This window comes from Pseudomonas sp. yb_5 (assembly GCF_043103865.1).
Taxonomy (GTDB): Bacteria; Pseudomonadota; Gammaproteobacteria; order Pseudomonadales; family Pseudomonadaceae; genus Aquipseudomonas; species Aquipseudomonas putida_Y.
Map to the genome: position 1 here is coordinate 213,697 of NZ_JBICKE010000084.1, position 25,024 is coordinate 238,720.

At 62.3% G+C, this 25,024-nt stretch carries 29 protein-coding genes; 16 read left to right on the forward strand and 13 right to left on the reverse strand.

Annotated elements, in window-relative coordinates; all coding sequences use genetic code 11:
• The first annotated feature begins 204 nt into the window (after positions 1-204).
• The 4 genes from dprA (at position 205) to ACF8GF_RS14795 (ending at position 3,476) form a co-directional block, all read left to right on the forward strand.
• Positions 205-1,302, forward strand: a complete 1,098-nt coding sequence (gene dprA / locus ACF8GF_RS14780) for a DNA-processing protein DprA (RefSeq protein WP_019436826.1) — start codon at positions 205-207, stop codon at positions 1,300-1,302.
• A 42-nt stretch (positions 1,303-1,344) separates the two neighbouring features.
• Entirely contained in the window at positions 1,345-1,902 is a 558-nt protein-coding gene (locus tag ACF8GF_RS14785) for an L-threonylcarbamoyladenylate synthase (protein WP_014859478.1), read from the forward strand.
• A 333-nt stretch (positions 1,903-2,235) separates the two neighbouring features.
• Complete coding sequence (locus ACF8GF_RS14790; protein ID WP_064492537.1) at positions 2,236-2,730, forward strand: hypothetical protein; 495 nt, start codon at positions 2,236-2,238, stop codon at positions 2,728-2,730.
• A 428-nt stretch (positions 2,731-3,158) separates the two neighbouring features.
• The gene (locus tag ACF8GF_RS14795; RefSeq protein WP_049588432.1) at positions 3,159-3,476 is read left to right on the forward strand and encodes a hypothetical protein; all 318 of its coding nucleotides are present in this window, start codon (positions 3,159-3,161) and stop codon (positions 3,474-3,476) included.
• Between the two features lie 127 nt (positions 3,477-3,603).
• Here ACF8GF_RS14795 and ACF8GF_RS14800 read toward each other — a convergent pair whose 3' ends face one another.
• On the reverse strand, positions 3,604-4,581 hold the full coding sequence (locus tag ACF8GF_RS14800; RefSeq protein WP_176682978.1) for an NADPH:quinone reductase: 978 nt from the start codon (positions 4,579-4,581) through the stop codon (positions 3,604-3,606).
• 134 nt (positions 4,582-4,715) lie between these two features.
• On the opposite strand from ACF8GF_RS14800, the gene hemF reads away from it, so the two are divergent.
• Positions 4,716-5,627, forward strand: coding sequence for an oxygen-dependent coproporphyrinogen oxidase (hemF, locus tag ACF8GF_RS14805; protein ID WP_104960527.1), 912 nt, complete (start codon positions 4,716-4,718; stop codon positions 5,625-5,627).
• Between the two features lie 25 nt (positions 5,628-5,652).
• Positions 5,653-6,477 carry a shikimate dehydrogenase gene (gene aroE / locus ACF8GF_RS14810; protein ID WP_003253098.1) on the forward strand — a complete coding sequence of 275 codons (825 nt, stop codon included), beginning with the start codon at positions 5,653-5,655 and terminating at the stop codon, positions 6,475-6,477.
• Positions 6,478-6,606: 129 nt separating this feature from the next.
• Here aroE and ACF8GF_RS14815 read toward each other — a convergent pair whose 3' ends face one another.
• The 3 genes from ACF8GF_RS14815 to betC all read right to left on the reverse strand — a co-directional run bounded on the left by ACF8GF_RS14815 (position 6,607) and on the right by betC (position 10,772).
• A complete protein-coding gene (locus tag ACF8GF_RS14815; RefSeq protein WP_176682980.1) occupies positions 6,607-8,172 on the reverse strand; it encodes a SulP family inorganic anion transporter in 1,566 nt (521 codons plus the stop codon).
• A gap of 144 nt (positions 8,173-8,316) precedes the next feature.
• The gene (gene choX, locus ACF8GF_RS14820) at positions 8,317-9,240 is read right to left on the reverse strand and encodes a choline ABC transporter substrate-binding protein (RefSeq protein WP_392487814.1); all 924 of its coding nucleotides are present in this window, start codon (positions 9,238-9,240) and stop codon (positions 8,317-8,319) included.
• Positions 9,241-9,254: 14 nt separating this feature from the next.
• Positions 9,255-10,772, reverse strand: a complete 1,518-nt coding sequence (betC, locus tag ACF8GF_RS14825) for a choline-sulfatase (RefSeq protein ID WP_176682982.1) — start codon at positions 10,770-10,772, stop codon at positions 9,255-9,257.
• 108 nt (positions 10,773-10,880) lie between these two features.
• Here betC and ACF8GF_RS14830 point away from each other — a divergent pair, with 108 nt between their 5' ends.
• Positions 10,881-11,780, forward strand: a complete 900-nt coding sequence (locus ACF8GF_RS14830; protein WP_392461445.1) for a choline sulfate utilization transcriptional regulator — start codon at positions 10,881-10,883, stop codon at positions 11,778-11,780.
• 119 nt (positions 11,781-11,899) lie between these two features.
• Here the strand turns inward: ACF8GF_RS14830 and ACF8GF_RS14835 are convergent, their stop codons facing one another.
• Positions 11,900-12,517 carry an NAD(P)H-binding protein gene (locus ACF8GF_RS14835; protein ID WP_392460489.1) on the reverse strand — a complete coding sequence of 206 codons (618 nt, stop codon included), beginning with the start codon at positions 12,515-12,517 and terminating at the stop codon, positions 11,900-11,902.
• A 52-nt stretch (positions 12,518-12,569) separates the two neighbouring features.
• Between ACF8GF_RS14835 and ACF8GF_RS14840 the strand changes: the two genes are divergently transcribed.
• Positions 12,570-12,902, forward strand: a complete 333-nt coding sequence (locus ACF8GF_RS14840) for a DOPA 4,5-dioxygenase family protein (protein ID WP_020189868.1) — start codon at positions 12,570-12,572, stop codon at positions 12,900-12,902.
• A gap of 120 nt (positions 12,903-13,022) precedes the next feature.
• On the opposite strand, the gene trpA is transcribed toward ACF8GF_RS14840, so the two are convergent.
• Both trpA and trpB read right to left on the reverse strand, forming a co-directional pair.
• Positions 13,023-13,832, reverse strand: coding sequence for a tryptophan synthase subunit alpha (gene trpA / locus ACF8GF_RS14845; protein WP_011953131.1), 810 nt, complete (start codon positions 13,830-13,832; stop codon positions 13,023-13,025).
• A complete protein-coding gene (gene trpB / locus ACF8GF_RS14850) occupies positions 13,829-15,046 on the reverse strand; it encodes a tryptophan synthase subunit beta (RefSeq protein WP_010951489.1) in 1,218 nt (405 codons plus the stop codon). Before trpB ends, trpA begins: the two co-directional genes overlap by 4 nt.
• 110 nt (positions 15,047-15,156) lie before the next feature.
• Here trpB and ACF8GF_RS14855 point away from each other — a divergent pair, with 110 nt between their 5' ends.
• Positions 15,157-16,053: a LysR family transcriptional regulator gene (locus tag ACF8GF_RS14855; RefSeq protein WP_176682986.1), complete on the forward strand. Its 897-nt coding sequence runs from the start codon at positions 15,157-15,159 to the stop codon at positions 16,051-16,053.
• Here the strand turns inward: ACF8GF_RS14855 and ACF8GF_RS14860 are convergent.
• Positions 16,050-16,373, reverse strand: coding sequence for a YqjD family protein (locus ACF8GF_RS14860; protein WP_016712811.1), 324 nt, complete (start codon positions 16,371-16,373; stop codon positions 16,050-16,052). The genes ACF8GF_RS14855 and ACF8GF_RS14860 overlap by 4 nt on opposite strands.
• 150 nt (positions 16,374-16,523) lie before the next feature.
• On the opposite strand from ACF8GF_RS14860, the gene ACF8GF_RS14865 reads away from it, so the two are divergent.
• Together ACF8GF_RS14865 and ACF8GF_RS14870 are read left to right on the forward strand one after the other, a co-directional pair.
• Positions 16,524-16,739 carry a dodecin gene (locus ACF8GF_RS14865; protein WP_012269893.1) on the forward strand — a complete coding sequence of 72 codons (216 nt, stop codon included), beginning with the start codon at positions 16,524-16,526 and terminating at the stop codon, positions 16,737-16,739.
• A gap of 101 nt (positions 16,740-16,840) precedes the next feature.
• On the forward strand, positions 16,841-17,062 hold the full coding sequence (locus ACF8GF_RS14870) for a DUF1161 domain-containing protein (RefSeq protein WP_020191565.1): 222 nt from the start codon (positions 16,841-16,843) through the stop codon (positions 17,060-17,062).
• 101 nt (positions 17,063-17,163) lie between these two features.
• On the opposite strand, the gene ACF8GF_RS14875 is transcribed toward ACF8GF_RS14870, so the two are convergent.
• Entirely contained in the window at positions 17,164-18,168 is a 1,005-nt protein-coding gene (locus ACF8GF_RS14875; protein WP_209968980.1) for an LLM class flavin-dependent oxidoreductase, read from the reverse strand.
• Between the two features lie 152 nt (positions 18,169-18,320).
• Between ACF8GF_RS14875 and ACF8GF_RS14880 the strand changes: the two genes are divergently transcribed.
• Together ACF8GF_RS14880 and ACF8GF_RS14885 are read left to right on the forward strand one after the other, a co-directional pair.
• Positions 18,321-18,746, forward strand: a complete 426-nt coding sequence (locus tag ACF8GF_RS14880) for an OsmC family protein (RefSeq protein WP_176682988.1) — start codon at positions 18,321-18,323, stop codon at positions 18,744-18,746.
• A 75-nt stretch (positions 18,747-18,821) separates the two neighbouring features.
• Entirely contained in the window at positions 18,822-19,055 is a 234-nt protein-coding gene (locus tag ACF8GF_RS14885; protein ID WP_209968977.1) for a DUF1161 domain-containing protein, read from the forward strand.
• Positions 19,056-19,090: 35 nt separating this feature from the next.
• On the opposite strand, the gene ACF8GF_RS14890 is transcribed toward ACF8GF_RS14885, so the two are convergent.
• Both ACF8GF_RS14890 and ACF8GF_RS14895 read right to left on the reverse strand, forming a co-directional pair.
• Positions 19,091-19,504 carry a hypothetical protein gene (locus ACF8GF_RS14890; RefSeq protein WP_176682990.1) on the reverse strand — a complete coding sequence of 138 codons (414 nt, stop codon included), beginning with the start codon at positions 19,502-19,504 and terminating at the stop codon, positions 19,091-19,093.
• A 55-nt stretch (positions 19,505-19,559) separates the two neighbouring features.
• Positions 19,560-19,973 (reverse strand): hypothetical protein, encoded by a 414-nt coding sequence (locus tag ACF8GF_RS14895; protein WP_176682991.1) that lies wholly within the window; start codon positions 19,971-19,973, stop codon positions 19,560-19,562.
• An 85-nt stretch (positions 19,974-20,058) separates the two neighbouring features.
• Here ACF8GF_RS14895 and ACF8GF_RS14900 point away from each other — a divergent pair, with 85 nt between their 5' ends.
• Positions 20,059-21,132 (forward strand): aminopeptidase, encoded by a 1,074-nt coding sequence (locus ACF8GF_RS14900; RefSeq protein ID WP_392487815.1) that lies wholly within the window; start codon positions 20,059-20,061, stop codon positions 21,130-21,132.
• A 109-nt stretch (positions 21,133-21,241) separates the two neighbouring features.
• On the opposite strand, the gene ACF8GF_RS14905 is transcribed toward ACF8GF_RS14900, so the two are convergent.
• Both ACF8GF_RS14905 and ACF8GF_RS14910 read right to left on the reverse strand, forming a co-directional pair.
• Positions 21,242-21,892 (reverse strand): HAD family hydrolase, encoded by a 651-nt coding sequence (locus ACF8GF_RS14905; RefSeq protein ID WP_176682993.1) that lies wholly within the window; start codon positions 21,890-21,892, stop codon positions 21,242-21,244.
• A 120-nt stretch (positions 21,893-22,012) separates the two neighbouring features.
• Positions 22,013-22,561, reverse strand: coding sequence for a gamma carbonic anhydrase family protein (locus ACF8GF_RS14910; protein ID WP_252461741.1), 549 nt, complete (start codon positions 22,559-22,561; stop codon positions 22,013-22,015).
• 66 nt (positions 22,562-22,627) lie between these two features.
• On the opposite strand from ACF8GF_RS14910, the gene prlC reads away from it, so the two are divergent.
• Together prlC and ACF8GF_RS14920 are read left to right on the forward strand one after the other, a co-directional pair.
• The gene (prlC, locus tag ACF8GF_RS14915; RefSeq protein WP_392487816.1) at positions 22,628-24,715 is read left to right on the forward strand and encodes an oligopeptidase A; all 2,088 of its coding nucleotides are present in this window, start codon (positions 22,628-22,630) and stop codon (positions 24,713-24,715) included.
• On the forward strand, positions 24,712-24,993 hold the full coding sequence (locus ACF8GF_RS14920; protein ID WP_392487817.1) for a YheV family putative zinc ribbon protein: 282 nt from the start codon (positions 24,712-24,714) through the stop codon (positions 24,991-24,993). Before prlC ends, ACF8GF_RS14920 begins: the two co-directional genes overlap by 4 nt.
• Positions 24,994-25,024: the final 31 nt, after the last annotated feature.

Here is a 25,024-nt window from a genome sequence, read left to right on the forward strand (position 1 = left end):
GGTCAGGCAGTCACTGTGCGTTCGGTTGAAAACTGAGCACACATAATAAAGGGAAACGGGGATTTCGGCACCTGGCAAGCTCGTCTAGGGTGACTATGGGCTTGATAGCCCCCAATCAATGGACAGCTTTTCAAAGTGTTACTCACAGAGTTATCCACAGCTTGTACCACGTAAATGGCCCTGTTTCGATCAAGGATGATCTCAATGCCCAGTCACCATTCGTCGCCCTGCCCGCCTGCCGAACTGGAGGCACGCTTACGCCTGCATCGCCTCCCCGAGGCTGGACTGCGGCGCTTTCGAACGTTGCTCGAAGCCTTCGGCAGTGCCTCCTCCGCGCTCAGTGCTCCCGCTTCGGCCTGGCGAGCGTTGGGCATTCCCCAAGCCACCATCGATGCCCGGCGCAGTGCCGAGGTACGCGATGGCGCACTGGCTGCAATGGCTTGGCTGGAGCGCCCTGGCCAGCATTTGCTGATGTGGGACGGCCCAGACTACCCAGCCTTGCTGGCAGAAATCGACGATGCCCCGCCGCTGCTTTTTGTCGCTGGCGAACCTGCCTTGCTCGATCGCCCTCAGCTGGCCATCGTGGGCAGCAGACGTGCCACACCCCCGGCGCTCGACACCGCTCGGGCATTTTCCCGCTACCTCGCGCAGGCCGGCTTCACCATTACCAGCGGGCTGGCGGTGGGGGTCGACGGTGCCGCTCATCGGGCCGCGTTGCAGGCTGGCGGCGGCACGATTGCCGTGCTCGGTACGGGCTTGCAAAAACTTTATCCACAGCGGCATCGGGACCTTGCGCAGGCGATGATCGACAACGGCAGTGCGCTGGTTTCCGAGTATCCCCTGGATGCCGGGCCGCTGCCCGGCAACTTCCCCCGGCGCAACCGCATCATCAGTGGGCTGTCGCTCGGTGTGCTGGTGGTCGAGGCGAGCCTCGCCAGCGGCTCGCTGATCACGGCGCGCCTGGCGGCGGAACAAGGCCGCGAGGTGTACGCCATTCCGGGCTCCATTCATCACCCGGGGGCCAAGGGCTGTCACCAGCTGATTCGTGATGGGGCGCTGCTGGTGGAAACTGTGGAGCAGATTCTGGAAAGCTTGCAGGGTTGGCAGAACCTGCCGCCTGCGGTTGTGGACAGGTTCGACCATCCCCTGCTTGCCCTGCTGCATGCCGCCCCCCAGACCAGTGAAAGCCTGGCCCACTGTAGCGAGCAGCCGCTGGCCGACGTGCTGGCGCAGTTGACCGAGCTGGAGCTGGAAGGCCGGGTCAGCAATGAAGCCGGGCGTTGGTTTGCCCGCGCGGGCTAAGTACACTGCTCACATGCAAGGTATATAGGCGGAGAAACAGCAATGGTGAGCAGTTTTCGTGTGCAACAAGCCGCACGTGAGATCCGGGCGGGCGCGGTGATCGCCTACCCGACGGAAGCGGTCTGGGGCCTGGGCTGCGACCCATGGAACGAGGACGCGGTGTATCGCCTGTTGGCGCTGAAGTCGCGTCCTGTGGATAAAGGGCTGATTCTGATCGCTGATAACATCCGTCAGTTCGACTTCCTGTTCGAGGACTTCCCCGAAGACTGGATCGACCGCATGAGCAGCACCTGGCCGGGGCCGAACACCTGGCTGGTGCCGCACCAGGACCTGTTGCCCGAATGGGTGACCGGGCAGCATGACACGGTGGCGCTGCGGGTCAGTGATCACCCGGTGGTGCGTGAGCTGTGCGCGCTGGTGGGGCCGTTGATTTCCACCTCGTGCAACCCTGGCGGGCGCCCGGCGGCGAAGACCCGCTTGCGGGTTGAGCAGTACTTCCATGGCCAGTTGGACCTGGTGCTGGGTGGTGCGCTGGGCGGGCGGAAGAACCCGAGTGTGATTCGCAACCTGGCAACCGGCGAAGTCGTTCGCCCGGGTTGATAACAATCCACAGGCCTGGCTCGGGACTCGGGCCCTGTGGGAGCGGGCGCGCCCGCGAAGAATACAACTCGGTGCCTGGCACGGGCTTCGCCCGTGTTCGCGGGCATGCCCGCTCCCACGAGGTTAGGGCCAATTCACCGCAGATTTTTCTGATTATGTCTCGAATGGCTGTCCGGTACTGAGTTTGGGAAATTTCTTACTCCCTGCGTCCACTGTCTTCACCTTCCCTGTATAAACCCCAGCCCCTAGCTTGCTAGCCATGCGTCGCACGTGCGGCGCTCGATCTTTGACGCTAGCAAGAACCGTCGCCAATCGGCGGGAGTACTGGGGAACATGCCGCTATTCGAAAATGCCGAGTACCTGATAAGGGCGAATCTTGAGCAACTTGCGTCCAACCACCGGGTCAGGGCGGTGGAAATTGGTAGGTTCACCGCTGATCAGTTTGACGCGATCAATAGGCAGAAGGACGGGCAGGATTTGCCACAGCTTGAGGACCCAGGCATCGTTTTCATCGGTAGCCATGCCTACAGAAGCCGGGTAGTACGAGATGGTTACACCATCGATGACATGATTCTGCAGATCAAGGCAGCACTGGCTGCGACGTCGATCTGGAAAAGTGCCACGCACATGACTGCCCTTCGCAGCACGTTTGGTCGCGATGATGGCTATGGTAACGAGGTCTTCGATGAGGCGATTTTTGAACTGACGGCCCGCAAGCCCAAGGCAGAGCTCTATTCCATCATCCCGAAAGGGGATAGAAACAAGCCAAAAAATAAAGGCCGCTTAAGCGGCCTAAATGGCGGGGATGCACTCGCCCGGATAACTTGAAACTCAACCGGCGCACCAGCACATCCTCAAGCAGAAAGGCTACGCTTCCGAATCTGTACGGTCAAGCCGGGATCTTTTTCTCGCGTGCTATAGATGGGCCTTCTGTGGCTTTCTAAGTGATCAGGGTTTTCTGATTTTTGCCAAAATATCTGTCCAGCTGGGCACTTCGGAAATATCCTACGACCCGCGTCTCCTTCCATCACCTTCTAAGTGGGAACCTCTGCCTCTAGGCTCTATCCGTCGCCGAATAACTTGGCGATCGGGTGTGGTAGCCCGGATGCATTTTTTCCATGACAGTCTATGGTGGCTGTGCGTGGGAGGCTTTCGAGCCTGCCTGGATTGGAAAATGCCCGGGTCTACCACCTCGCGTACAGTCGCCACCCATTCACGTGGTAGTGAAGGTTGGCGGCCTTGAGGAGCATTTTCCAATGATGAAGAAAATAGTCCCCGATCCACCTCTCCCATGCACCTCCACCCGCCCCTTCGGCCGCTGCGATGCCGGCCACGATCCACTCTTCACCGTCAACCCAAACATTTCTGCCGAGGACGCTCTGGTCCACGTAGCCCTGTACCTGCGCAGCGCTTACGAAACCGGCTACAAAGCTTTGGACTACATGCGTGAAGAAGGCCGTGGCATGTTCTGGTCGAACCTGCATGCGATTGAGATGGCAGAGGGTGTGATCGAGGCGATACTCGATGGCATCGAGTCGACGCCATCGCCGTCACGCCCAGCCTCCAAGGCATAGCGAAGTTATCGAAGCCGACGCAGTACCTGTGAGAGCGGGCTTGCCCGCGAACACCGGCAAAGCCGGTGCCATCCATCGCGGTGGCTTCTTCGCGGGTAAACCCGCTCCTACAGGGAATGTGTGTGGCTTAGGGGATTAGTACAGTCGATCCTACAGTCCGCCGCGCCGACAGCTCTGCCTGCGCCTGGGCCGCCTCGCTCAGTGGATACCGCTGCTGGATATCCACAACCAGCTTCCCGCTCGCAATCATCGCAAACAGGTCATCGGCCATGGCCTGGGTGTTCTCGGCATTGTTGGCATAGGTGGCCAAGGTCGGCCGGGTGACATACAGCGAGCCCTTCTGCGCCAGGATCCCCAGGTTCACCCCGCTCACCGCACCGGAAGCATTGCCAAAGCTCACCATCAACCCACGCGGGCGCAGGCAGTCCAGCGAGGTCAGCCAGGTGTCGGCACCCACGCCGTCATACACCACCGGGCATTTCTTGCCGTCGGTCAGCTCCAGTACGCGCTTGGCCACATCTTCACGGCTGTAGTCGATGGTCGCCCAAGCCCCCAGCGCCTTGGCCCGCTCTGCCTTCTCGGCAGAGCTCACGGTGCCGATCAGCTTGGCGCCCAGGGCCTTGGCCCACTGGCAGGCCAGCGACCCTACACCACCGGCTGCGGCATGGAACAGGATCACATCACCCGCCTTCACCTCATAGGTCTGCTTCAGCAGGTACTGTACGGTCAAACCCTTGAGCATCACCGCCGCCGCCTGCTCGAAGCTGATGGTGTCCGGCAGCTTGACCAGGTTGGCTTCCGGTAGCGTATGCACCTCGCTGTAGGCGCCCAGCGGGCCGCCGGCATGTGCCACACGGTCTCCTACCTTCAGCCGGGACACGCCTTCGCCCACGGCCTCTACCACACCTGCCGCTTCGGTACCCAGGCCAGAAGGCAGGGACGGCGGCGCATACAGCCCGCTTCGGAAGTAGGTGTCGATGAAGTTCAGGCCGATCGCATGGTTACGCACACGCACCTGTTGTGGCCCGGGCGGGGTGGGTTCGAATTCCACAAACTGCAGCACTTCCGGGCCGCCATGCTGGCTGAACTGGATACGCTTGGCCATCTCGCACTCCTGTAGTCGGGATCGGGAAAGGCCTTCTATCGGACGCCTTTGCTTGGTCGTCGTCAACTGCGGCGCGCGCGCTGGCGGTGGTATGCTACGCGGCGAATTCTTCCCTGCCCGTTCCTGGTGACCCGATGACTAGCCGCACCGAGGCCGTGAAAGCCTACCTGCTCGACCTGCAAGACCGCATCTGCTCTGCCCTCGAAACAGAAGACGGCGGTGCCCGCTTCGTCGAGGACGCCTGGGTGCGCGAAGCCGGTGGCGGGGGCCGCACGCGGGTTATCGGTGAGGGCAAAGTGATCGAAAAAGGTGGGGTCAACTTCTCCCATGTGTTTGGTAGCGGCCTGCCGCCGTCGGCCAGTGCCCACCGCCCCGAACTGGCAGGCCGTGGTTTCGAAGCCTTGGGCGTGTCGCTGGTGATACACCCGCACAACCCGCATGTGCCCACTTCCCACGCCAACGTTCGCTTCTTCATCGCCGAAAAGGAAGGTGAAGAGGCCGTATGGTGGTTTGGCGGCGGCTTTGACCTGACGCCATACTATGGCAACGAAGAAGACTGCATTCATTGGCACCGAGTGGCCGAGCAGGCTTGCGCGCCGTTTGGCGCCGACGTGTACCCACGCTATAAAGCCTGGTGCGATCGCTACTTCCACCTCAAGCACCGTGGCGAGCCACGGGGTATTGGCGGCTTGTTCTTCGATGACCTGAACGAGTGGGACTTCGACACTTGCTTCGCCTTCATCCGCGCCATTGGCGATGCCTTCGTCGACGCCTACCTGCCGATCGTCCAGCGCCGCAAGAACACGCCCTACACCCCGCAGCAGCGCGAGTTCCAGGAATACCGCCGTGGCCGGTACGTGGAGTTCAACCTGGTCTATGACCGCGGCACCCTGTTCGGCCTGCAGTCCGGTGGCCGCACCGAATCCATCCTCATGTCGCTGCCACCGCAGGTGCGTTGGGGCTATGACTGGAAGGCCGCGCCTGGTAGTGAAGAGGCGCGCCTGACAGAGTACTTCCTGCAAGACCGTGACTGGCTCGGCCAGTAAGCCTGTGGATAAACAAGGAGCCGTCATGGACCAGTACGTCGTTTTTGGTAACCCCATCGGCCACAGCAAGTCGCCGCTGATCCACCGCCTGTTCGCCGAGCAGACCGGTCAGGACCTGGAATATGCCACGCTGCTGGCGCCGCTGGACGAATTCAGCGACTGCGCGCGCGGCTTCTTCAAGCAAGGCAGTGGCGGCAACGTCACCGTGCCGTTCAAGGAAGAGGCTTACCGCCTTTGCGACAGCCTGACCCCGCGTGCCCGGCGCGCAGGCGCAGTGAACACGCTGAGCAAGCTGGCTGATGGCACCCTGCAGGGCGACAACACCGACGGCGCTGGCCTGGTGCGCGACCTGACGGTGAATGCCGGGGTCGAGCTGGCGGGCAAGCGCATTCTCATCCTCGGTGCCGGTGGCGCCGTGCGCGGCGTGCTGGAGCCTATTCTGGCGCACAAGCCGCAGTCGCTGGTGATTGCCAACCGTACCGTGGAAAAGGCCGAGCAGCTGGCGCGCGAGTTCGATGAACTGGGGCCGGTGGTGGCCAGCGGGTTTGCCTGGTTGCAGGAACCTGTGGATGTGATCATCAACGCCACCTCGGCGAGCCTGGCCGGGGAATTACCACCGATTGCCGACAGCCTGGTCGAGGCGGGTCGTACGGTTTGCTACGACATGATGTATGGCAAGGAGCCGACGCCGTTTTGCCAGTGGGCGACCAAGCTGGGGGCTGCCAAGGTGCTGGATGGGTTGGGGATGCTGGCCGAGCAGGCGGCTGAAGCCTTCTTTATCTGGCGTGGCGTGAGGCCGGATACGGCGCCGGTGTTGGCTGAACTGCGCCGGCAACTCGCTCGGGGCTGAGATGGCCGGGCCCGCTTTGCGGCCCTATCGCGACGCAAGGCCGTTCCCACAAAGTACGTCGTACGCCGATCCTCTGTGGGAGCGGCCTTGTGTCGCGATGGGCTGCAAAGCAGCCCCAGCATCCCAACCTCATTCCTCAAACCGGATCGGGCATAACTCCACCCCTTCCAGCTTCTGCAACTCCTCGATCACCTGCGGCCTGGCCCGGTGCAAGGTCAAACTCCCCCCCAAGCGCCGCAACCGCCGCGCCTCGCGGTGCAACATATCCACACCCGAGTAATCAATGAAATTCACCTGCCGGGCATCGATCACTACATGCGGCCCCTGGCAGCGCTGCAAGCGCACCTGCAGGTAATGCGCCGCACCAAAGAAAATCGACCCACCTACCCGCAATACATCCGCGTCCCCTTCACGGCTTTGTTGGATCCGTGGTCGTGAGGTGCGCTTCAAATAGAAGAACAGCGAAGCCAGCACGCCGGCATAGATGGCCGTCTGCAGCTCCAGCAGCAATGTCGCTGCAGCCGTCAGCGCCATCACCAGAAACTCAGAGCGGCTGACCCGGAACAATGCACGGATCCCTCGGTGGTCCACCAACCCCCAGCAGATCAGCAGAATGCTGCCGGCCATGGCCGGTATCGGCAGGTGCGCGATCAGGCCGGCGCCGGTCACCGCGAACAACGCCACCCACAGCGCCGAAAACACCCCGGCCATGGGCGAGCGGGCGCCCGCCTCATAGCTCAGGCCCGAGCGGGTGAAGGAACCGGCAGACAGGTAACCAGAGAAAAATGCACCGGCAATGTTCGACAGGCCCTGTGCGCGTATTTCCTGGTCCGGGTCGATCAGTTGTTCTGAACGTGCCGACAACGAACGGGCAATCGACAGACTGGTGACCAACCCCAGCATGCCTACCGCCACGGCGCTGGGCAGCAGACGCAACATGAGCTCCACGTCCAGCAAAGGCAGCGGGCTGAAAGGCGGGAGTTGCCCGGTGAACGCTGCCACCCGCGGCACATGGCCAAAGAAGCCCGGCATCAGCCAGGCCAGCAAGCTGACCAGGATCAGGCTTATCAACAGGCTCGGCCAGCGTGGGCGCCAGAGTTTGAAGGCCACACCGATCACGACGGTGGCCAGGCCCAGCAGCAAGGAAGGCAGGTCGACCTCGCCTGCGTGGCTGGCCAGGTCCTGTACGGTCATCAGCGCGGTGGCCTGGCTGGGCAGGGCCATGCCCAGCAGGTTGGGTAGCTGGCCCAAGGCAATGACGATGGCGGCACCCAGCGTGAAACCGAGCACCACGGAATGGGAGACGAAATTGACCAGCGCGCCGAAGCGCAACAGCCCGAGCAGCAGCTGGAAAATGCCGCCGAGGAAGGTCAGCAGCAACACCAGCGTGATGTAGTCAGCGCTACCGGCCACGGCCAGCGGGCTGATGCTGGCGTAGAGCACGATGGAAATGGCCGCGGTCGGGCCGCAGATCAGGTACCAGGAAGAGCCCCACAGGCAGGCAATCAGTACCGGCACAACGGCAGCATAGAGCCCGTATTCGGCGGGCAGGCCGGCGATCAGGGCGTAGGCGATGGATTGCGGCAGGGCGAGGATGGCGCCGCTCAGGCCTACCAGCAGGTCCTGGCGCAGGTTGCGGCCCGATTGGCGGGGAAGCCAGCTGAGGAAGGGCAGCAGTAAAGAGAGGCGATGCATGGGTTATCCACAATCCTTAAGGGGTCGCCAAGCCCTGTGGGAGCGGGCATGCCCGCGAAAAAGCCAACGCGTTGCTTGGCACCGGCTTTGCCGGTGTTCGCGGGCGCGCCCGCTCCCACAGGGTTGGTGTGTTGCTTTGTGAGATTACAGTTTGGCTTTGACGGCCTCCAGGGCATCCCCATCGGCCTTGGTGGTAACCCCGGCCAACCACCCATCCAATCGTTCAGGATGCGCTTTCACCCAGGCCTTGGCCGCTTCATCGAAACTGATCTTCTTGTCCACCACCTCGGCCATGATGCTGTTTTCCATGTCCAGTGTGAACTTAAGGTTACCTAGCAGCTTCGCGGCATTCGGGCAGGCTTGTGGATAACCCTTGCGCGTCAGCGTGTATACCTCGCCCTTGCTGCCGAACCACTTTTCCCCACCGGTCAGGTAGTGCATTTTCAGCTTCACGTTCATCGGGTGCGGGGTCCAGCCAAGGAAGGTGATGAATTGCTGCTTCTTCACCGCCCGGTCGACCTGGGCCAGCATCGCCTGCTCGCTGGACTCCACCAGCTTCCACTGGCCGAGGTTGAATTCATTCTTGTCGATGATTTTCTTGAGCGACAGGTTGGCCGGGGCGCCGGAGCCGATTCCGTACAGCTTTTTGTCGAACTGCCCGGCGTGTTTTTGCAGGTCAGCGAAGTCCTTCACCCCGGCATTCCACACATAGTCGGGCACTGCGAGGGTGAACTCGGTTCCCTCCAGGTTGCGCGACAGCTGCTGCACATCGCCGTTGGCGATGAACTTGTCATGGAAACCTTGATGTGCGGGCATCCAGTTGCCGAGGAAGGCGTCGACCTGGCCGTCCTTGAGGCCGCCGTAGATGATCGGTACGGCCAGGCTGTCGATCTTCACCTGGTAACCCAGGCTTTCCAGTAACAGGCGTGCCACGGCATTGGTTGAGGCAATATCACTCCAGCCGGGGTCGGCCATTTTCACGGTACTGCATTGCGCATCGCTGTCTGCGGCGCGGGCCGTGGTGGCGCTCAGGGCCAGGGCGAACACGGCGGCGGAGAACTTGTGCATGGCGGCCTCTCTTCTCAATCCAGGGGGGCGGGCTGTGGATAACGTGCCTTGCGTTCGAGGTCATCGAGATCGATGTGGTTGCGCATGTACTGCTGGCTGGCGTCCACCAGTGGTTGGTGGTCCCAGCTTTTCAGCTTGCCGATGGCCAGCGCTTCAGCCACCAGCCGGCGGCGGCGCTGGCTGGCCAGTACCTGCTGGCGCAGGCTGGGGATGTCCCAGCGCCGTTGCGCTTCATCGACAAATGCCTGTAGCAGCGTCTGGTGGTCCGGGCTGCCGGTGAGGTTCTCCCGCTCGTGCGGGTCGCGGCTCAGGTCATAGAGTAGACATGGGTCGTCTTCGCTGTACACGAACTTGTAGTGCCCGCGGCGGATCATCATCAGCGGGCCGACGGTGCCTTCGGCCATGTACTCGCCGATCACCTCGTCGTGACCGCCCTGCCCTTGCAGGTGGCCCAACAGTGAGCGGCCATCCAGATGCAGGTCTTTACTCACAGCGCCGCCAGCCAGTTCGACCAAGGTTGGCAACAGGTCGCAGGTCGACACCGAGGCAGTGACCCGGCCCGCTGCGAAGTGCTTCGGCGCATGGATCAGCAGCGGCACCCGCGCCGACATTTCGAACCAGTGCATTTTGTACCAGAGGCCACGTTCGCCAAGCATGTCGCCGTGGTCGCCGGAAAACACGATCAGTGTGTCATCGGCCAGGTTGCATTCCTCCAGGGTCTGCAGCAGTTGGCCAATGTTGTCATCGATATAGCTGCACGCGCCGAAGTAGGCGCGGCGGGCGTCGCGGACCTTGTCCACAGGCAATGGCTTGTCCCACAGGTCGTAGACCTTCAGCAAGCGCTGCGAATGCGGGTCGAGTGCTGCCTGGCTGAACTCGGCACGGGGCATGGGGATATCCACACCTTCGTAGCGGTCCCAGTAGCGTTTGGGAATGGTGTAGGGGTCGTGCGGGTGCGTCATCGAAACGGTCAGGCAAAATGGCCGGCCATCGTTTTCGCGCACATGGTCGTACAGGTACTGGCGCGCCTTGAACACCACCTCCTCGTCGAAATCCAGCTGATTGGTGCGCACGCACGGACCCGCCTGCAGCACCGAGGACATGTTGTGGTACCAGCTTGGACGCACATCGGGTTCGTCCCAGTTCACCGCCCAACCATAGTCGGCCGGGTAGATGTCGCTGGTCAGGCGTTCTTCATAGCCGTGCAACTGGTCGGGGCCGCAGAAGTGCATCTTGCCTGACAGCGCGGTGCGGTAGCCCAGGCGACGCAGGTAATGGGCGTAGGTCGGCACATCGGCAGGGAAGTCGGCCGCGTTATCGTAGGCGCCAATACGGCTGGGCAACTGACCGCTGACCAGGGTGAAGCGTGATGGCGCGCACAGTGGGCTGTTGCAGTAGGCCGAGTCGAACACCACGGCGTGCTCGGCCAGGCGGCCGAGGTGCGGCATCTGGATGGGCGAAGGGCCGTAGATCGGCAGCAAGGGCGCGGCCATCTGGTCGGCCATGATGAACAGGATATTCGGACGCGTCATGGGGGCTTCCATCGTTGAGGGTTATGCGAACCGCTTGCCTACCAAGATGCGACTGTGGATAACATGGGTAAAGCCCATGGCGGGCAATGACTGGGATTAGCTACGCTTATGTTTGACCACCTTGCCGGGTTGTCGCTGGATACCTTGCGTGTATTCGAGGCTGCTGCGCGCCTGCGTGGCTTTACCGCTGCGGCGCTGGAGTTGGGTACCACGCAGCCGGCAGTGAGCCAGCAGGTGAAGCGCCTGGAGGCACAGTTGGGTACGCGCCTGTTTGACCGCATTTACCGGGGCATCGAGCTGACCGAGGCTGGCCAGGTGCTGTTCGAACAGGTGCAACAGGGGCTGCAGGCCATGGATGACGGTATCGCCCAGGCCAGCGGGCGTGGCCAGCATGAAGTGCTGCAGGTGGCCACCGACTTTGCCTTTGCGGCGTTCTGGTTGATGCCAAGGCTGCAACGCTTTCATGAGGCTTATCCACAGGTGGATGTGAGCCTGGTGACGGGTGAACGCAGCCAGGGCATGTTGCGCCCGGACATTGATGTGGCGGTGCTGTTTGGCGATGGACGCTTTCACCAAGGAGAAAGCCGCTGGCTATTCGATGAGGAAGTGTTCCCGGTGTGCAGCCCCCATCTGATTCATGGCAAAGCCTTGTCAGCTGTGGCTTTGCAACGATTGCCGCTGCTGCATTTGAAGGGCGAGCAGGCCAGCCGCTGGTTTGACTGGGCGGGGGTATTTCGTGGGTTTGGTGTGGAAAGCTCACCGCCGGCGGGGCAGCTGCGGTTTGATAACTATACCTTGCTGATTCAGGCAGCGATTGCCGGGCAAGGGGTGGCGATTGGCTGGGCGCACCTGGTGGACAGGTTGGTGGAGCAAGGGTTGCTGTGCCGGCCGCTGGAGGGGAGTTTGCGCTCGGAACGCGGCTATTACGTAGTCTTACCGCCGCGCAAGCGGCGTGGGGCGTTGATCGAGCGGTTCGTGGATTGGTTGGAGCAGGAGCGCAGCCTTTGAGATTTTGGGGCCGCTTTGCGGCCCATCGCGACACAAGGCCGCTCCCACAGTGGCACTGCACACGCCGGCCCATGTGTGGGCCTTGCGTCGCGATGGGCTGCGCAGCAGCCCCCGGCAATTTAGACCACGAAGTTCAGGTGCTCGCCCCGGTGCAAGTCCAGCTCCAGCATGTCCACCATCCCCGCTGCGATCCTGGCCAAGCGCCGCAACGGCTCAGCCAGCCCAGGCTCCAGCGTGCCTTCGGTACTGCGAAAATGCTCCATGCCCAACCCGGCCAGTTCCTGCGGTGCATTGATCAGCGTCCAGTGCAAGGCACTGCGCTGCAACCCATCAACCACCTGGGCCACGCATTCCCGCTCCACCTCGCTGTACTTGCTCGGCTCATCCAGCACATCGAAATCGCCCACAAGCAGCAGCCGGCGTATAGTCGTACGCGCAAGCCCCGCCACCAGCGCCTCGCTCAAGCGTGCCTGCCCCGGCAGGTCACCCGGCGCCAGCGCTGGTAACAGGGCGATCACCGCCGAGCCGCCCGCTGCGCCCTGCTCCGCCTGGTGGGCATCACCCAGCCCCCCTATCTTGAAGTGCAGGCCCGGGCGCGGCGAATGGCGGTTGAGGTCGTCGACCACGGCGATGACTTCGTGCTGGCGCGACAGCAGCTCGACCATCAGGGCATTGCCCAGGCTGCTTTCAGGCCCGAACAGGACCAGTTTGAACACTGGGGTTTCGGCGTTTTTCACTGCATCACTCCCGTTGCAGGTGGTGATGGTTGGACCGCAATCAGGAGTTATCGTGCAGAGGATCAAGGGTTACCACGCCCACGTTTATTACGACGCAGCCACCATGGAGCAGGCCCGCGAACTGTGCGAGGAGGCGGCGCGGCTGTTCCCCGTGACCATGGGGCGCATGCACCAGAAACCGGTTGGGCCGCATCCAGACTGGAGTTGCCAGCTGGCGTTCGGGCCGGAAGTGGTGGGGGTGGTTTTGCCCTGGTTGGCGCTGTACCGCAAGGGCCTGGTGGTATTCATGCATCCGGAAACCGGGGATGAACTGGCGGATCACCGGGATCATGCGATCTGGATGGGGGCCGTGCGGCCATTGAATCTATCGGTTTTTGGGGGCTAGGCGGGGGTTGCCTGTGCTGGCCTCTTCGCGGGTGAACCCGCTCCTACAACGATATCGCAGAGCCAGAGGGTGGCACTGGCCCCGTAGGAGCGGGTTTACCCGCGAAGCAGACGACGCGGTTTAGCGGCGTGCGCCACGCACCCCTTCAGCCAATGCCGAGCACAGGCTCAATACATCGGTCACCGCCTGATCGGCGCTCTTGGCCTGGGCGATCTTGTCGACCAGTGCCGAGCCCACCACCACACCATCCGCCAGGCGGGCAATGTTCGCAGCCTGTTCCGGCGTGCGAATGCCGAAGCCAACGCTGATCGGCAGATCGGTATGCCGACGCAGGCGGGCAATGGCTTCGGTCACATGCTCGGTGGTCGCCGAACCGGCACCGGTCACGCCGGCCACCGACACGTAGTAGACGAACCCGGAGCTGCGCTCCAGCACGCGCGGCAGGCGCGCGTCGTCGGTGGTCGGGGTGGTCAGGCGGATGAAGTCGATGCCTGCGGCCTGGGCCGGGGTAGCCAGTTCGGCGTCGTGCTCTGGCGGAAGGTCGACGATGATCAGGCCATCGACGCCCGCTGCCTTGGCTTCAGCCACGAACGTGTCCACGCCAAAGCGGTGGATCGGGTTGTAGTAGCCCATCAGCACGATTGGCGTGGTCTGGTTATCCACACGGAATTCGCGAACCATCTGCAGGGTCTTGGCCAAGGTCTGGCCAGCTTCAAGGGCGCGCAGGGTGGCCAGTTGGATGGCCACGCCATCGGCCATCGGGTCGGTGAACGGCATGCCCAGCTCGATCACGTCGGCGCCAGCAGCCGGCAGGCCCTTGAGGATCTGCAGCGAGGCGTCGTAGCCTGGGTCGCCAGCTGTGACGAAGGTGACCAGTGCCGAGCGGCCTTCGGCCTTCAGCTCGGCGAAGCGTTGTTCAAGACGGCTCATGCCTGTTTCTCCTGGGCGGCCATGTGGTTCATGACGGTTTGCATGTCTTTGTCGCCGCGGCCCGACAGGCACACGACCATCAGGTGGTCCTTGGGCAGCTTCGGTGCGCGCTTGATCGCTTCGGCCAAGGCGTGGGAGCTTTCCAGGGCTGGGATGATGCCTTCCAGACGGCAGGTTGCGTGGAACGCATCCAATGCTTCGTCGTCGGTGATACTGACGTATTCGACGCGCTTCACCTCATGCAGATAGGCGTGCTCCGGGCCGATGCCCGGGTAGTCCAGGCCTGCGGAAATCGAGTGGGCATCGGTGATCTGGCCGTCTTGGTCCTGCAACAGGTAGGTGCGGTTGCCGTGCAACACGCCCGGTACGCCGCCGTTCAGGCTGGCGGCGTGCTTGTCGGTGTGTACGCCGTGGCCACCGGCTTCAACGCCGATGATCTGCACGCTCGGCTCTTCGAGGAATTCATGGAACAGGCCCATGGCATTGGAGCCACCGCCGACGCAGGCAACCAGGCTATCAGGCAGGCGGCCTTCCTTCTCTTGCAACTGGGCACGGGTCTCTTTGCCGATGATCGACTGGAAGTCGCGCACCATGGCGGGGTATGGGTGTGGGCCAGCCACGGTGCCGATCAGGTAGAAGGTGTCTTCGACGTTGGTAACCCAGTCACGCAGGGCTTCGTTCATGGCGTCTTTCAGGGTGCCGGTGCCGGCGGTAACCGGCACGATCTCTGCGCCCAGCAGCTTCATGCGGAACACGTTCGCCTGCTGGCGCTCGATGTCGGTGGCACCCATGTAGATCACGCAAGGCAGGCCGAAGCGCGCGGCGACGGTGGCGGTGGCGACACCGTGCATGCCGGCGCCGGTTTCGGCGATCAGGCGCTTTTTGCCCATACGCTTGGCCAGCAGCACCTGGCCGATGCAGTTGTTCACCTTGTGCGCACCGGTATGGTTGAGCTCTTCACGCTTGAAGAAAATCTTCGCCCCGCCGCAATGCTCGGTCAGGCGCTCGGCGAAGTACAGTGGATTGGGGCGGCCGATGTAGTCGCGCTGGAAGTACGCCAGCTCTTCAAGGAACTTGGGGTCTGCCTTGGCCGCTTCGTATTCGCGGGCCAGGTCCAGCACCAGTGGCATCAGGGTTTCGGCCACATAGCGGCCGCCAAACGAGCCGAACAGGCCATTGGCGTCGGGGCCGGGGCGGTATTGGGACTGGGTCATGGGGCGCTCCAAGGCGTAGTGAATGAGTGATGGGCTTTACTCTAACCACGGCAAGCTCGGCTGAAAACCGATAAGATTGCGCAAACTTGTCAGAAAAACTCACAGGTAAAATGGCCCACGACCTCCCTCCCCTCAATGCCCTGCGTGCCTTCGAGGCTACAGCCAGGCTGAACAGTGTCAGCCAGGCAGCGGAAGCGCTGCACGTGACCCACGGCGCTGTCAGCCGGCAGATCAAGGTGCTTGAGGAGCATCTGGGCGTCGCCCTGTTCGTCAAGGACGGGCGCGGCATCAAACTCACAGATGCGGGTGTTCGTCTGCGCGATGCCAGCGGTGAAGCCTTCGACCGGCTGCGCAGCGTGTGTTCCGAACTCAGCCGTGATGTGAGTGAGGCGCCGTTCGTACTGGGCTGCTCGGGCAGCTTGCTGGCGCGCTGGTTCATCCCGCGGCTGGGGCGGTTGCAGGCGGATTTGCCTGAGCTGCGCTTGCACCTGTCGGCGGGTGAGGGCGACCTTGACCCGCGACGGCCTGGGCTGGATGCGTTGTTGGTGTATGCCGAGCCACCGTGGCCGGCGGACATGCAGGTGCATGTGCTGGCCGAGGAATGCATCGGACCGGTGCTCAGCCCGCATTTCGCAGGCTTCCAGCGCTTGCAGGGGGCGCCCGCCAAGGCGCTGCTGGGCGAAGCCTTGCTGCACACCACTTCACGCCCGCAAGCCTGGCCGACCTGGGCGCTGCAACAGGGCCTGGACCCGGCGGCCATTCACTATGGCCAGGCTTTCGAGCACCTGTATTACCTGCTGGAAGCTGCCGTGGCCGGATTGGGCGTGGCGATTGCACCGCAGCCACTGGTCGCCGATGACCTGCGGGCGGGCCGCTTGAGTGCGCCGTGGGGCTTTTCACCTACCCAGGCGGCGCTGGCATTGTGGGTGCCACGGCGCGCCGCAGACGGGCGCGCCGAGCAGTTGGCGCAGTGGTTACGGGCAGAACTTGCGCGGCAGGGCGCTTAGTTTCGCTTGCACATCAGGTACGCCGCCAGCAGGCCCAGCGCACCAATGGCCACACCGGCGGTGGTGTAGGGGTGTTCCTGGGCGTAGTCCCGGGTGGCTATGCCGGTCTGGCGGGTGCGCTGCTTCACTTCCTCGTACGCATCGCTCAGTAGGCTGCGCGAATGACGCAGTGCGCTTTCAGCGTTGCTGCGGATTGCCTTCACCGACTTCTGGGACTCTTCCGACGCATCATGCTTGAGGTTTTCCAAGCTTTTCAGAAGGCTCTCGATCTCCGCTTCCATGCTTTCCAGGGACGTTTTACGCAGCGAGTTACGGTGCATGTTGACTCTCCTTTGCAGTATGGGCTCTAAGGATTGCGACCCTTGGCCTGCGAGAAAGTGCGATCGAACTTTCGCTGACAGTGACCGCTCGCAGGTAAACCAGGCCTGCGCTGCTAGGCTGAAACTCACTGTCACCCATGGAGAGCACTCATGACCGATCATCACACCTACAAGAAAATCGAACTGGTAGGGTCTTCGCCCACCAGTATCGAAGACGCCATCAACAATGCTCTGGCTGAAGCCGGCAAAAGCATCAAGCACCTGGAATGGTTCGAAGTGGTCGATACCCGTGGCCATATCCGTGACAACAAGGCGGCGCACTTCCAGGTCACGCTGAAGGTCGGCTTCCGTATCGCCAATAGCTGATATAGCGTCGGGCTGCATGATCTCGGCGTGATGAGGTATTCAGGAACGGGGCGCCTTGGTGGGGTCCCCTTCTGATTTCATCTGCACAAGGAAAGCGAGTGATGAACAAACTGATTCTGGCGCTGGGCCTGATGACCCTGGCCGGTGGTGCGCTGGCAGCGGGCAAACCGTGTGAGGAACTGAAGGCGGAAATTGCGGCCAAGCTGGATGCCAAGGGCGTCACTGGCTACAAGCTGGAGATCGTCAAGAAAGGCGAGCCGGCGGGCAAGGTCATTGGTAGCTGTGAGGCCGGTACCAAGGAGATTGTGTACCGCCGCGGCTGATGGGCCCGCTCATTCGCGGGCTTGCCCGCTCCCACAGTCCAACAGCGCAGGCCTTGAAGGCTCCAGTCAAACGGTGGAAACGGGCGAGCCCGCGACGAGGATCACTCGGTCTTGAGGGCCTGCGCCATCAGCTCATATGACCGAATGCGGTCCGCATGCTCATACAGGTCACAGGTAAAGATCAGCTCATCCGCACCCGTCTGTTCCAGCAGCACTTCTACCTTGGCCTTTACCTTCTGCGGGCTGCCGATCATGGCCAACCCCAGGAAGCTGCCCACCGTCTCTCGCTCATGGGGCAACCACAGCCCATCCATGCTTTCCACGGGTGGCTTCTGCATCAGGCTCTGTCCGCGAATCAGCGCCAGGATGCGCTGATAGACCGAGGTGGCCAGGTATTCGGCCTTCTCGTCGGTCTGCGCCACCACCATGGGAATGCCCAGCATCACATACGGCTTATCCAGCGTGGTCGAGGGCTTGAAGTGGTTGCGGTACACGCGAATCGCCTCGTGCATGTAGCGTGGTGCGAAATGCGAGGCGAAGGCGTAGGGCATGCCGCGCATGCCGGCCAGCTGGGCGCTGAACAGGCTGGATCCCAGCAACCACATTGGCACGTCGGTGTCGTGCCCGGGTACGGCGATCACTTTTTGATCATCGGTGCGTGGCCCGAGGTAGCGCGAAAGCTCCTCGACATCGTCCGGGAAGTCATCCGGGCTGCCAGCGCGCTCGCGTCGCAGGGCATAGGCGGTCATTTGGTCCGAACCCGGCGCACGGCCCAGGCCAAGGTCGATCCGCCCCGGATACAGGCTGGCCAAGGTGCCGAACTGCTCGGCAATTACCAGCGGCGCATGGTTGGGCAGCATTACCCCGCCAGAGCCCACGCGAATACGTGAGGTCCCACCGGCCAGGTAGCCGATCAGCACCGAAGTCGCCGAACTGGCGATGCCGTCCATGTTGTGGTGTTCGGCCACCCAAAAACGGTTATAGCCAAAGCGCTCGACATGCTGCGCCAGGTCCAGCGAGTTGCGCAGCGATTGCGCGGGGCCAGCGTCGGCGCGTACGGGCACCAGGTCCAGGGTGGAAATCTTCAGGTCACGCAGCTGCGTCATGGAGCCTCCGCAAAAGTGATTGGCCAGAGGCCTTTTTGATTCTGTATGGGCGCATTCGTTGGATTCAATGGCTGCAAGCATATTGCTCTGAACTTGCGGCAGTCGGCAGGCCTCTGAACCGTAGGTAAGCAACCCAGTGACCAGGAGGCATCATGAAAAAGACAGCATCGGCGATCTGGCAAGGTGGCCTGAAGGATGGAAAAGGTCTGCTTTCTACCGAAAGCGGCGCACTCAAGCAGAACCCTTATGGCTTCAATACACGTTTCGAGGGCACACCCGGTACCAACCCGGAGGAGCTGATCGGCGCGGCGCATGCCGGTTGTTTCTCGATGGCGCTATCAATGATGCTCGGCGAGGCGGGGCTTACCGCAGAGCGGATCGACACGGTTGCAGAGGTGACGCTCGACAAGCAAGCGGACGGTTTTGCCATTACTGCCGTGCACCTGGTGCTCAGGGCCAAGGTACCCGGGGCCAGCGAGGCTCAATTCCTGGAGATTGCCAACAAGGCGAAGGAAGGCTGCCCGGTGTCCAAGGTTTTGAATGCGAAGATCAGCCTGGATGCAGCGTTGGTGGGGTGAAACGGTGCAACGGTAGTGGTTTGCTGTAGTCTAAAGAACGTCGGCAGCGCCACTGCCCTTTTCAGGAGCCGTTCCATGATTCGCGTAGCTACCGCTGTGTTGGCTACCCTTTTCGCCACGTCTGCGCTGGCGGCCGTCAAGCCATGCGAGGAGCTGAAAGCCGAGATCGAGGCCAAGATCCAGGCCCAAGGGGTTACGTCCTACACGCTGGAGATCGTGCCCAACAGCGAGGTCGAGGACCAGAACATGGTCGTCGGGACCTGCGATGGTGGGACGAAGAAGATCATCTATCAGAAGAACGATCGATAAGCATCAGGGCTCGGGGCTGCAAAGCAGCCCCGAATTCACGGTATGCAGAACACTTCGCTAGGCTCGTTCACCACCACCTTGCGGTTGGCGTCATACAGCAGTACCTGCGGCTCCATCACTGGCGCTCGCGCCTCCAGGCGATAGCGCTCGCCGGCCTTGAAGTTGTCAAAGCGCACGGTCAGGTAGCAGGTTCGGTCCCTGGGTTGTGACATGATGCCGCCCGAGTAGATTTCATAATCGAAGCGCACCACCAGTTCGTGTTTGCCCGGCGTCACCTGAAAGTAACGGCCATCCTCCAGGCGCTTGCCGTCAAGGCGGTCGGCCATGATCACCCGGCCGGGGGTCATGGTGTACAGGTCGACCCACGCCTGCTTCGGGTCGACGGGCGGCAAGGGGCTGGCGCAAGCCCCCAGTGTACTGAGGGCGATCAGCATCATGGGCTGGCGCATGGCGAAACTCCCACTTGCGATTTACAAGTAACAAGCATAGCGCCGTTTGTGCGGTTCAGGTGCGTTGGCAACCCGCCGGCAGCCCTTGACCCAGCAGTTTTTGCTGGTGGTCGTAGAGTTTGATCCAAGGGCGGAAGCCAATGCTGCCGGCCTGCAACTGATAACGCTGCCCGGCGCTGAAGTCCTTGAAGGTCAGCTTGATCTGGCAATCGCGCCACAGCGGCTTATCGACGGGGCCGATATTGCTGGGGTTAACCGGAAACTGATAGCGCACGGTCAGTTCATGGCTGCCGGGTTGAACCTCGAAATAGCGGCTGTCAGCCCAGTCACGTTCATCTACCTGCACGGCGTCCAGCGAGGTGTTGTCGTAGCGCGTGAGGTCGATCCAGGCCTGGTTCGGGTCTGGGGCTGGCAATGTTGAACAGGCAGCGATCAACACCAGTGAGCCGGCGACCAACAATGCACGCATGGCGAAACTCCCCCTTGGCGAGATAGTCTTGGAGCGAAATGGCCTTGAGCGAGTCAGACAGTCCCGGATGCTTCGACTTTTTCTTATGCAGCGCTCAGGCCTTGGGGCACTCGACCGCAATTTCACCCGTTTGGTTCCGCTGCTTGCGGCGCTTCTGCTGAACGGTTGCAGCAATGTCACCTACTATGGGCAATTGGCGCAGGGCCAGTGGCAGTTGCTGCGGGCGCGGCAGCCTGTAGAGCAGGTATTGGCCGACCCTGCTACCCCTGCACCCTTGCGCGCGCACCTGCAACAGGCCGAACAGGCGCGGGTGTTTGCCAGCCAGCAATTGAAACTGCCGGACAACCGCAGCTACCGGGTATACGCCGACCTTGGCCGCCCTTACGTGGTGTGGAATGTGTTCGGCGCGCCCGAGTTGTCGTTGCAACCGGTAACGCACTGCTTTCCGATTGCCGGGTGCGTGGCGTACCGCGGCTACTACCGGCAAGGCGCGGCGCGAGGCGCGGCGGCGTTGATGCGCCAGGATGGCCTGGATGTGTACGTAGGCGGTGTGGAAGCCTATTCGACCCTGGGTTGGTTCGATGACCCGATTTTGTCGTCGATGGTGGGCTGGGGCGATGAGCGCCTGGCTACGTTGATCTTTCATGAACTGGCCCACCAGCGCTTCTATGTGCAGGACGATACCGAGTTCAATGAATCGTTTGCCTCGTTCGTCGAGCAGGAGGGGACGCGGCAATGGCGCGCGGCGCGTGGGCTGGCGGCGGTTGGCGGCGATCAGGGAAAGCAGCGCGACCAGTTTATCCGCCTGGTGTTGGCCAGTCGTGAGCGATTGCAGGCAATTTATGCGGGGCCGTTGGATGATGCGCACAAGCGCCGGGCCAAGCAGGCCGAGTTTGAGCGTTTGAGGCGTGAATACCGGCAGGTGCGTGATGGCCAGTGGGGCGGTGACAAACGCTATGACGCCTGGATGTATGGGCCGATGAACAATGCCAAGTTGTTGCCGTTCGGGCTATATGACCAGTGGGTGCCGGCGTTTGCGGCGCTATTTCGTGAGGTGGGTGGGGATTGGGTTCGGTTTTACGCGCGGGTCGAGCATTTGGGGCGGTTGCCGATTGAAGAAAGGAAAGCGGCACTGCAGCGTTTGATGGTTAGCCTTTGAGATTTTGGGGCCGCTTTGCGGCCCATCGCGACACAAGGCCGCTCACACAAAGGCCCTGCTTACGCCGATCGATGTGGGAGGGCCGGCTGCAAAGCAGCTCTGCTGGCCCTCAAGCCTTGCTAAAAGCCTGATGCAAATCGGCTACCGTGGCGAAGTGGAAAGCGGGTTCTTCTGCCATCAGCTCTTCCCGGCTACCAAACCCGTATCCCACCGCCACTGCCTGCAGCCCGTTGCTGCGTGCGCCGATCAGGTCATGCTTGCGGTCACCGATCATCAGCGTCTGTGCAGGGTCCAGCCCTTCTTCATCCAGTAAATGGCGAATCAGCTCGACCTTGTTGGTGCGCGTGCCGTCCAGTTCACTGCCGTAGATCACCTTGAAGTGATGATCGAAGGCAAAGTGCCGGGCGATTTCGCGGGCGAACTCCCACGGTTTGGAGGTGGCAATGTACAACGTGCGGCCCTGCCCGTTCAGGGCTTCGAGCAATTCGGGCACGCCGGCGAACACCAGGTTTTCGTAAAGCCCGGTCACGCGGAAGCGCTCCCGGTAGAAGTTCACCGCATCCCAGGCCTTGGCTTCGTCGAAGCGGTAGAACTGCATGAAAGCCTGCAGCAGGGGTGGGCCGATGAAGTGTTCGAGGCGGGCCAGGTCCGGTTCGTCGATGCCCAGCTTGGCCAGGGCGTACTGGATCGAGCGGGTGATGCCCAGGCGTGGGTCGGTCAGGGTGCCGTCGAGGTCGAAGAGGATGTTTTGCTGGTGCATGTACAGGGTTCCACTTGAGTGCTGCGTGGCCTTCTTCGCGGGCATGCCCGCTCCCACAGGTACAGCGCAGGCCTTGATGGCTCCACTGAACCCGTAGGAGCGGGCGCGCCGCGAATGCGGTCATTCAGGTTGATCGTAGCCTTCGGCCAGGTGCTGGTCCTTGAGCTTCACGTAGTTGCCGGCGCTGTAGGAGAAAAATGCGCGCTCCTTGTCGTTCAGCAGCCGGGCCTGTTTCACCGGGCTGCCCATGTACAGGTAGCCACTGACCAGGCGTTTGCCTGGCGGCACCAGGCTGCCAGCGCCGATGATCACTTCGTCCTCGACGATGGCACCGTCCATGATGGTGCTGCCCATGCCCACCAGGATGCGGTTGCCCAAGGTGCAGCCATGCAGCATCACCTTGTGCCCGATGGTCACTTCGTCACCGATGATCAGCGGGAAACCATCCGGGTTGAAAGGCCCTGCGTGGGTAATGTGCAGCACGCTGCCGTCCTGCACGCTGGTGCGCGCGCCAATGCGGATGCGGTGCATGTCGCCGCGCACCACGGTCAACGGCCATACCGAACTGTCTGCACCGATCTCCACGTCGCCCAGCACCACCGCCGAACGGTCGACGAAGGCCCTGGGCCCAACTTTCGGAGTGTGTTGCTGGAAGCTGCGAATGGCCATGATAGCGTCTCTCATCTGTGCCGATAGGCAGGCTGCCTGCTGCGGTCGGCGTCGATTGTAATTAAGATGGGGCAGTGTTTCTTCTGCCAAGGTATCCAAACCGTGACTGCGAACAACCCGCTTCTGCAATCCCACGATCTGCCGCCCTTCTCGCAAATTCGTGCCGAACACGTGTTGCCGGCGATCGAAGCGATCTTGGCCGACAACCGTAAAGCCATTGCCGAGATCCTTGAAAAGCAGGGCAAGAACCCTACATGGGCCGGCCTGGTGCTGGCCATGGACGAACTGAACGACCGCCTGGGCGCCGCCTGGAGCCCGGTCAGCCACCTTAACGCGGTGTGCAACAGTGCCGAGTTGCGCGAGGCCTACGAGTCGTGCCTGCCGGCGTTGAGTGCCTACTCTACCGAACTGGGCCAGAACCGCGCGCTGTTCGAAGCTTACCAGGCGCTGATCGACAGCCCGGAGGCTGCCGGCTTCGACGTGGCGCAAAAGACTATCCTCGAGCACGCCTTGCGTGACTTCCGCCTGTCGGGTATCGACCTGCCGGCGGACAAGCAGCAGCGCTACGCCGAAGTGCAGAGCAAGCTCAGCGAGCTGGGCAGCCGTTTCTCCAATCAGCTGCTTGACGCCACCCAGGCATGGACCAAGCATGTTACCGACGAAGCTGCGCTGGCCGGCCTGACCGATTCGGCCAAGGCGCAGATGGCCGCTGCAGCCCAGGCCAAGGGCCTGGAGGGCTGGCTGATCACCCTCGAGTTCCCCAGCTACTACGCGGTGATGACCTACGCCAGCGACCGCGCCCTGCGCGAAGAGCTCTACGCCGCCTACTGCACCCGCGCCTCCGACCAGGGCCCGAATGCCGGGCAGTTCGACAACGGCCCGGTGATGCGCGAAATCCTCGACCTGCGCCAGGAACTGGCCGAACTGCTGGGCTACAAGAACTACGCCGAGCTGAGCCTGGCCACCAAGATGGCCGAGTCCAGCGACCAGGTGCTGAGTTTCCTGCGTGACCTTGCCAAGCGTTCCAAGCCGTTCGCCGCCCAGGACCTGCAACAGCTCAAGGCCTACGCTGCCGAACAAGGCTGCCCCGAGCTGGCCAGCTGGGACGCCGGCTACGTTGGCGAGAAGCTGCGCGAGCAGCGCTACAGCGTGTCGCAGGAAGCCCTGCGCGCCTACTTCCCGATCGACAAGGTGCTGGACGGCCTGTTCAGCATCGTGCAACGCCTGTACGGCATCGAAATCGCCGAGCTCAATGGCTTCGACAGCTGGCACCCGGACGTACGTCTGTTCGAGATCAAGGAAAACGGTCAGCACGTTGGCCGTTTCTTCTTCGACCTGTACGCCCGCGCCAACAAGCGTGGCGGCGCCTGGATGGACGGCGCCCGTGACCGTCGCCGCACCGCCGGCGGCCAGCTGCAGAGCCCGGTGGCCAACCTGGTGTGCAACTTCACCCCGGCCGCGCCCGGCAAGCCCGCGTTGCTGACCCACGATGAAGTCACCACCCTGTTCCACGAATTCGGTCACGGCCTGCACCACATGCTGACCCGCATCGAGCATGCCGGCGTGTCCGGCATCAACGGCGTGGCCTGGGATGCGGTCGAGCTGCCAAGCCAGTTCATGGAAAACTGGTGCTGGGAGCCGGAAGGCCTGGCACTGATTTCGGGTCACTACGAAACCGGCGCCGCCCTGCCCCAGGACCTGCTGGACAAAATGCTGGCCGCGAAAAACTTCCAGTCGGGCATGATGATGGTGCGCCAGTTGGAGTTCTCGCTGTTCGATTTCGAGCTGCACGCCAGCCATGGCGACGGCCGCAACGTATTGCAGGTGCTCGAAGGTGTGCGTGACGAGGTGTCGGTCATGCGCCCGCCGGCTTACAACCGCTTCCCCAACAGCTTTGCGCACATTTTCGCGGGTGGTTACGCGGCGGGCTACTACAGCTACAAGTGGGCCGAAGTGCTGTCGGCTGACGCCTTCTCGCGCTTCGAGGAAGAAGGCGTGCTGAACGCCGAGACCGGCCGCGCCTTCCGCGAGGCGATCCTGGCCCGTGGGGGTTCGCGCGAGCCGATGGAGCTGTTCGTCGACTTCCGTGGCCGTGAGCCTTCCATCGATGCATTGCTGCGCCACAGTGGTCTCACCGAGGACGCTGCAGCATGAGTGAGGTAGCTGTGAACAAGACCAAGAAGCGCTTCATTGCCGGTGCCGTGTGCCCGGCGTGCAGCGAGCCCGACAAGCTGATGATGTGGAACGAAGACGGCGTACCGCACCGCGAGTGTGTGGCTTGCGGCTTTACCGACACCCTCAACGAGCAGGGCTTGTCGGTGCCGAAGGAACTGGGCACCCGGGTCAACCACCTGGCGCCGAAAGCCGCGCCGGCCAAGTTGCAGACCGTGCAGTTCTTCCCAAATCCGAAGCTGAAAAAGCCGGCTGAGTAATACGGTCATGCCACCCGGGCGCAATGCCCGG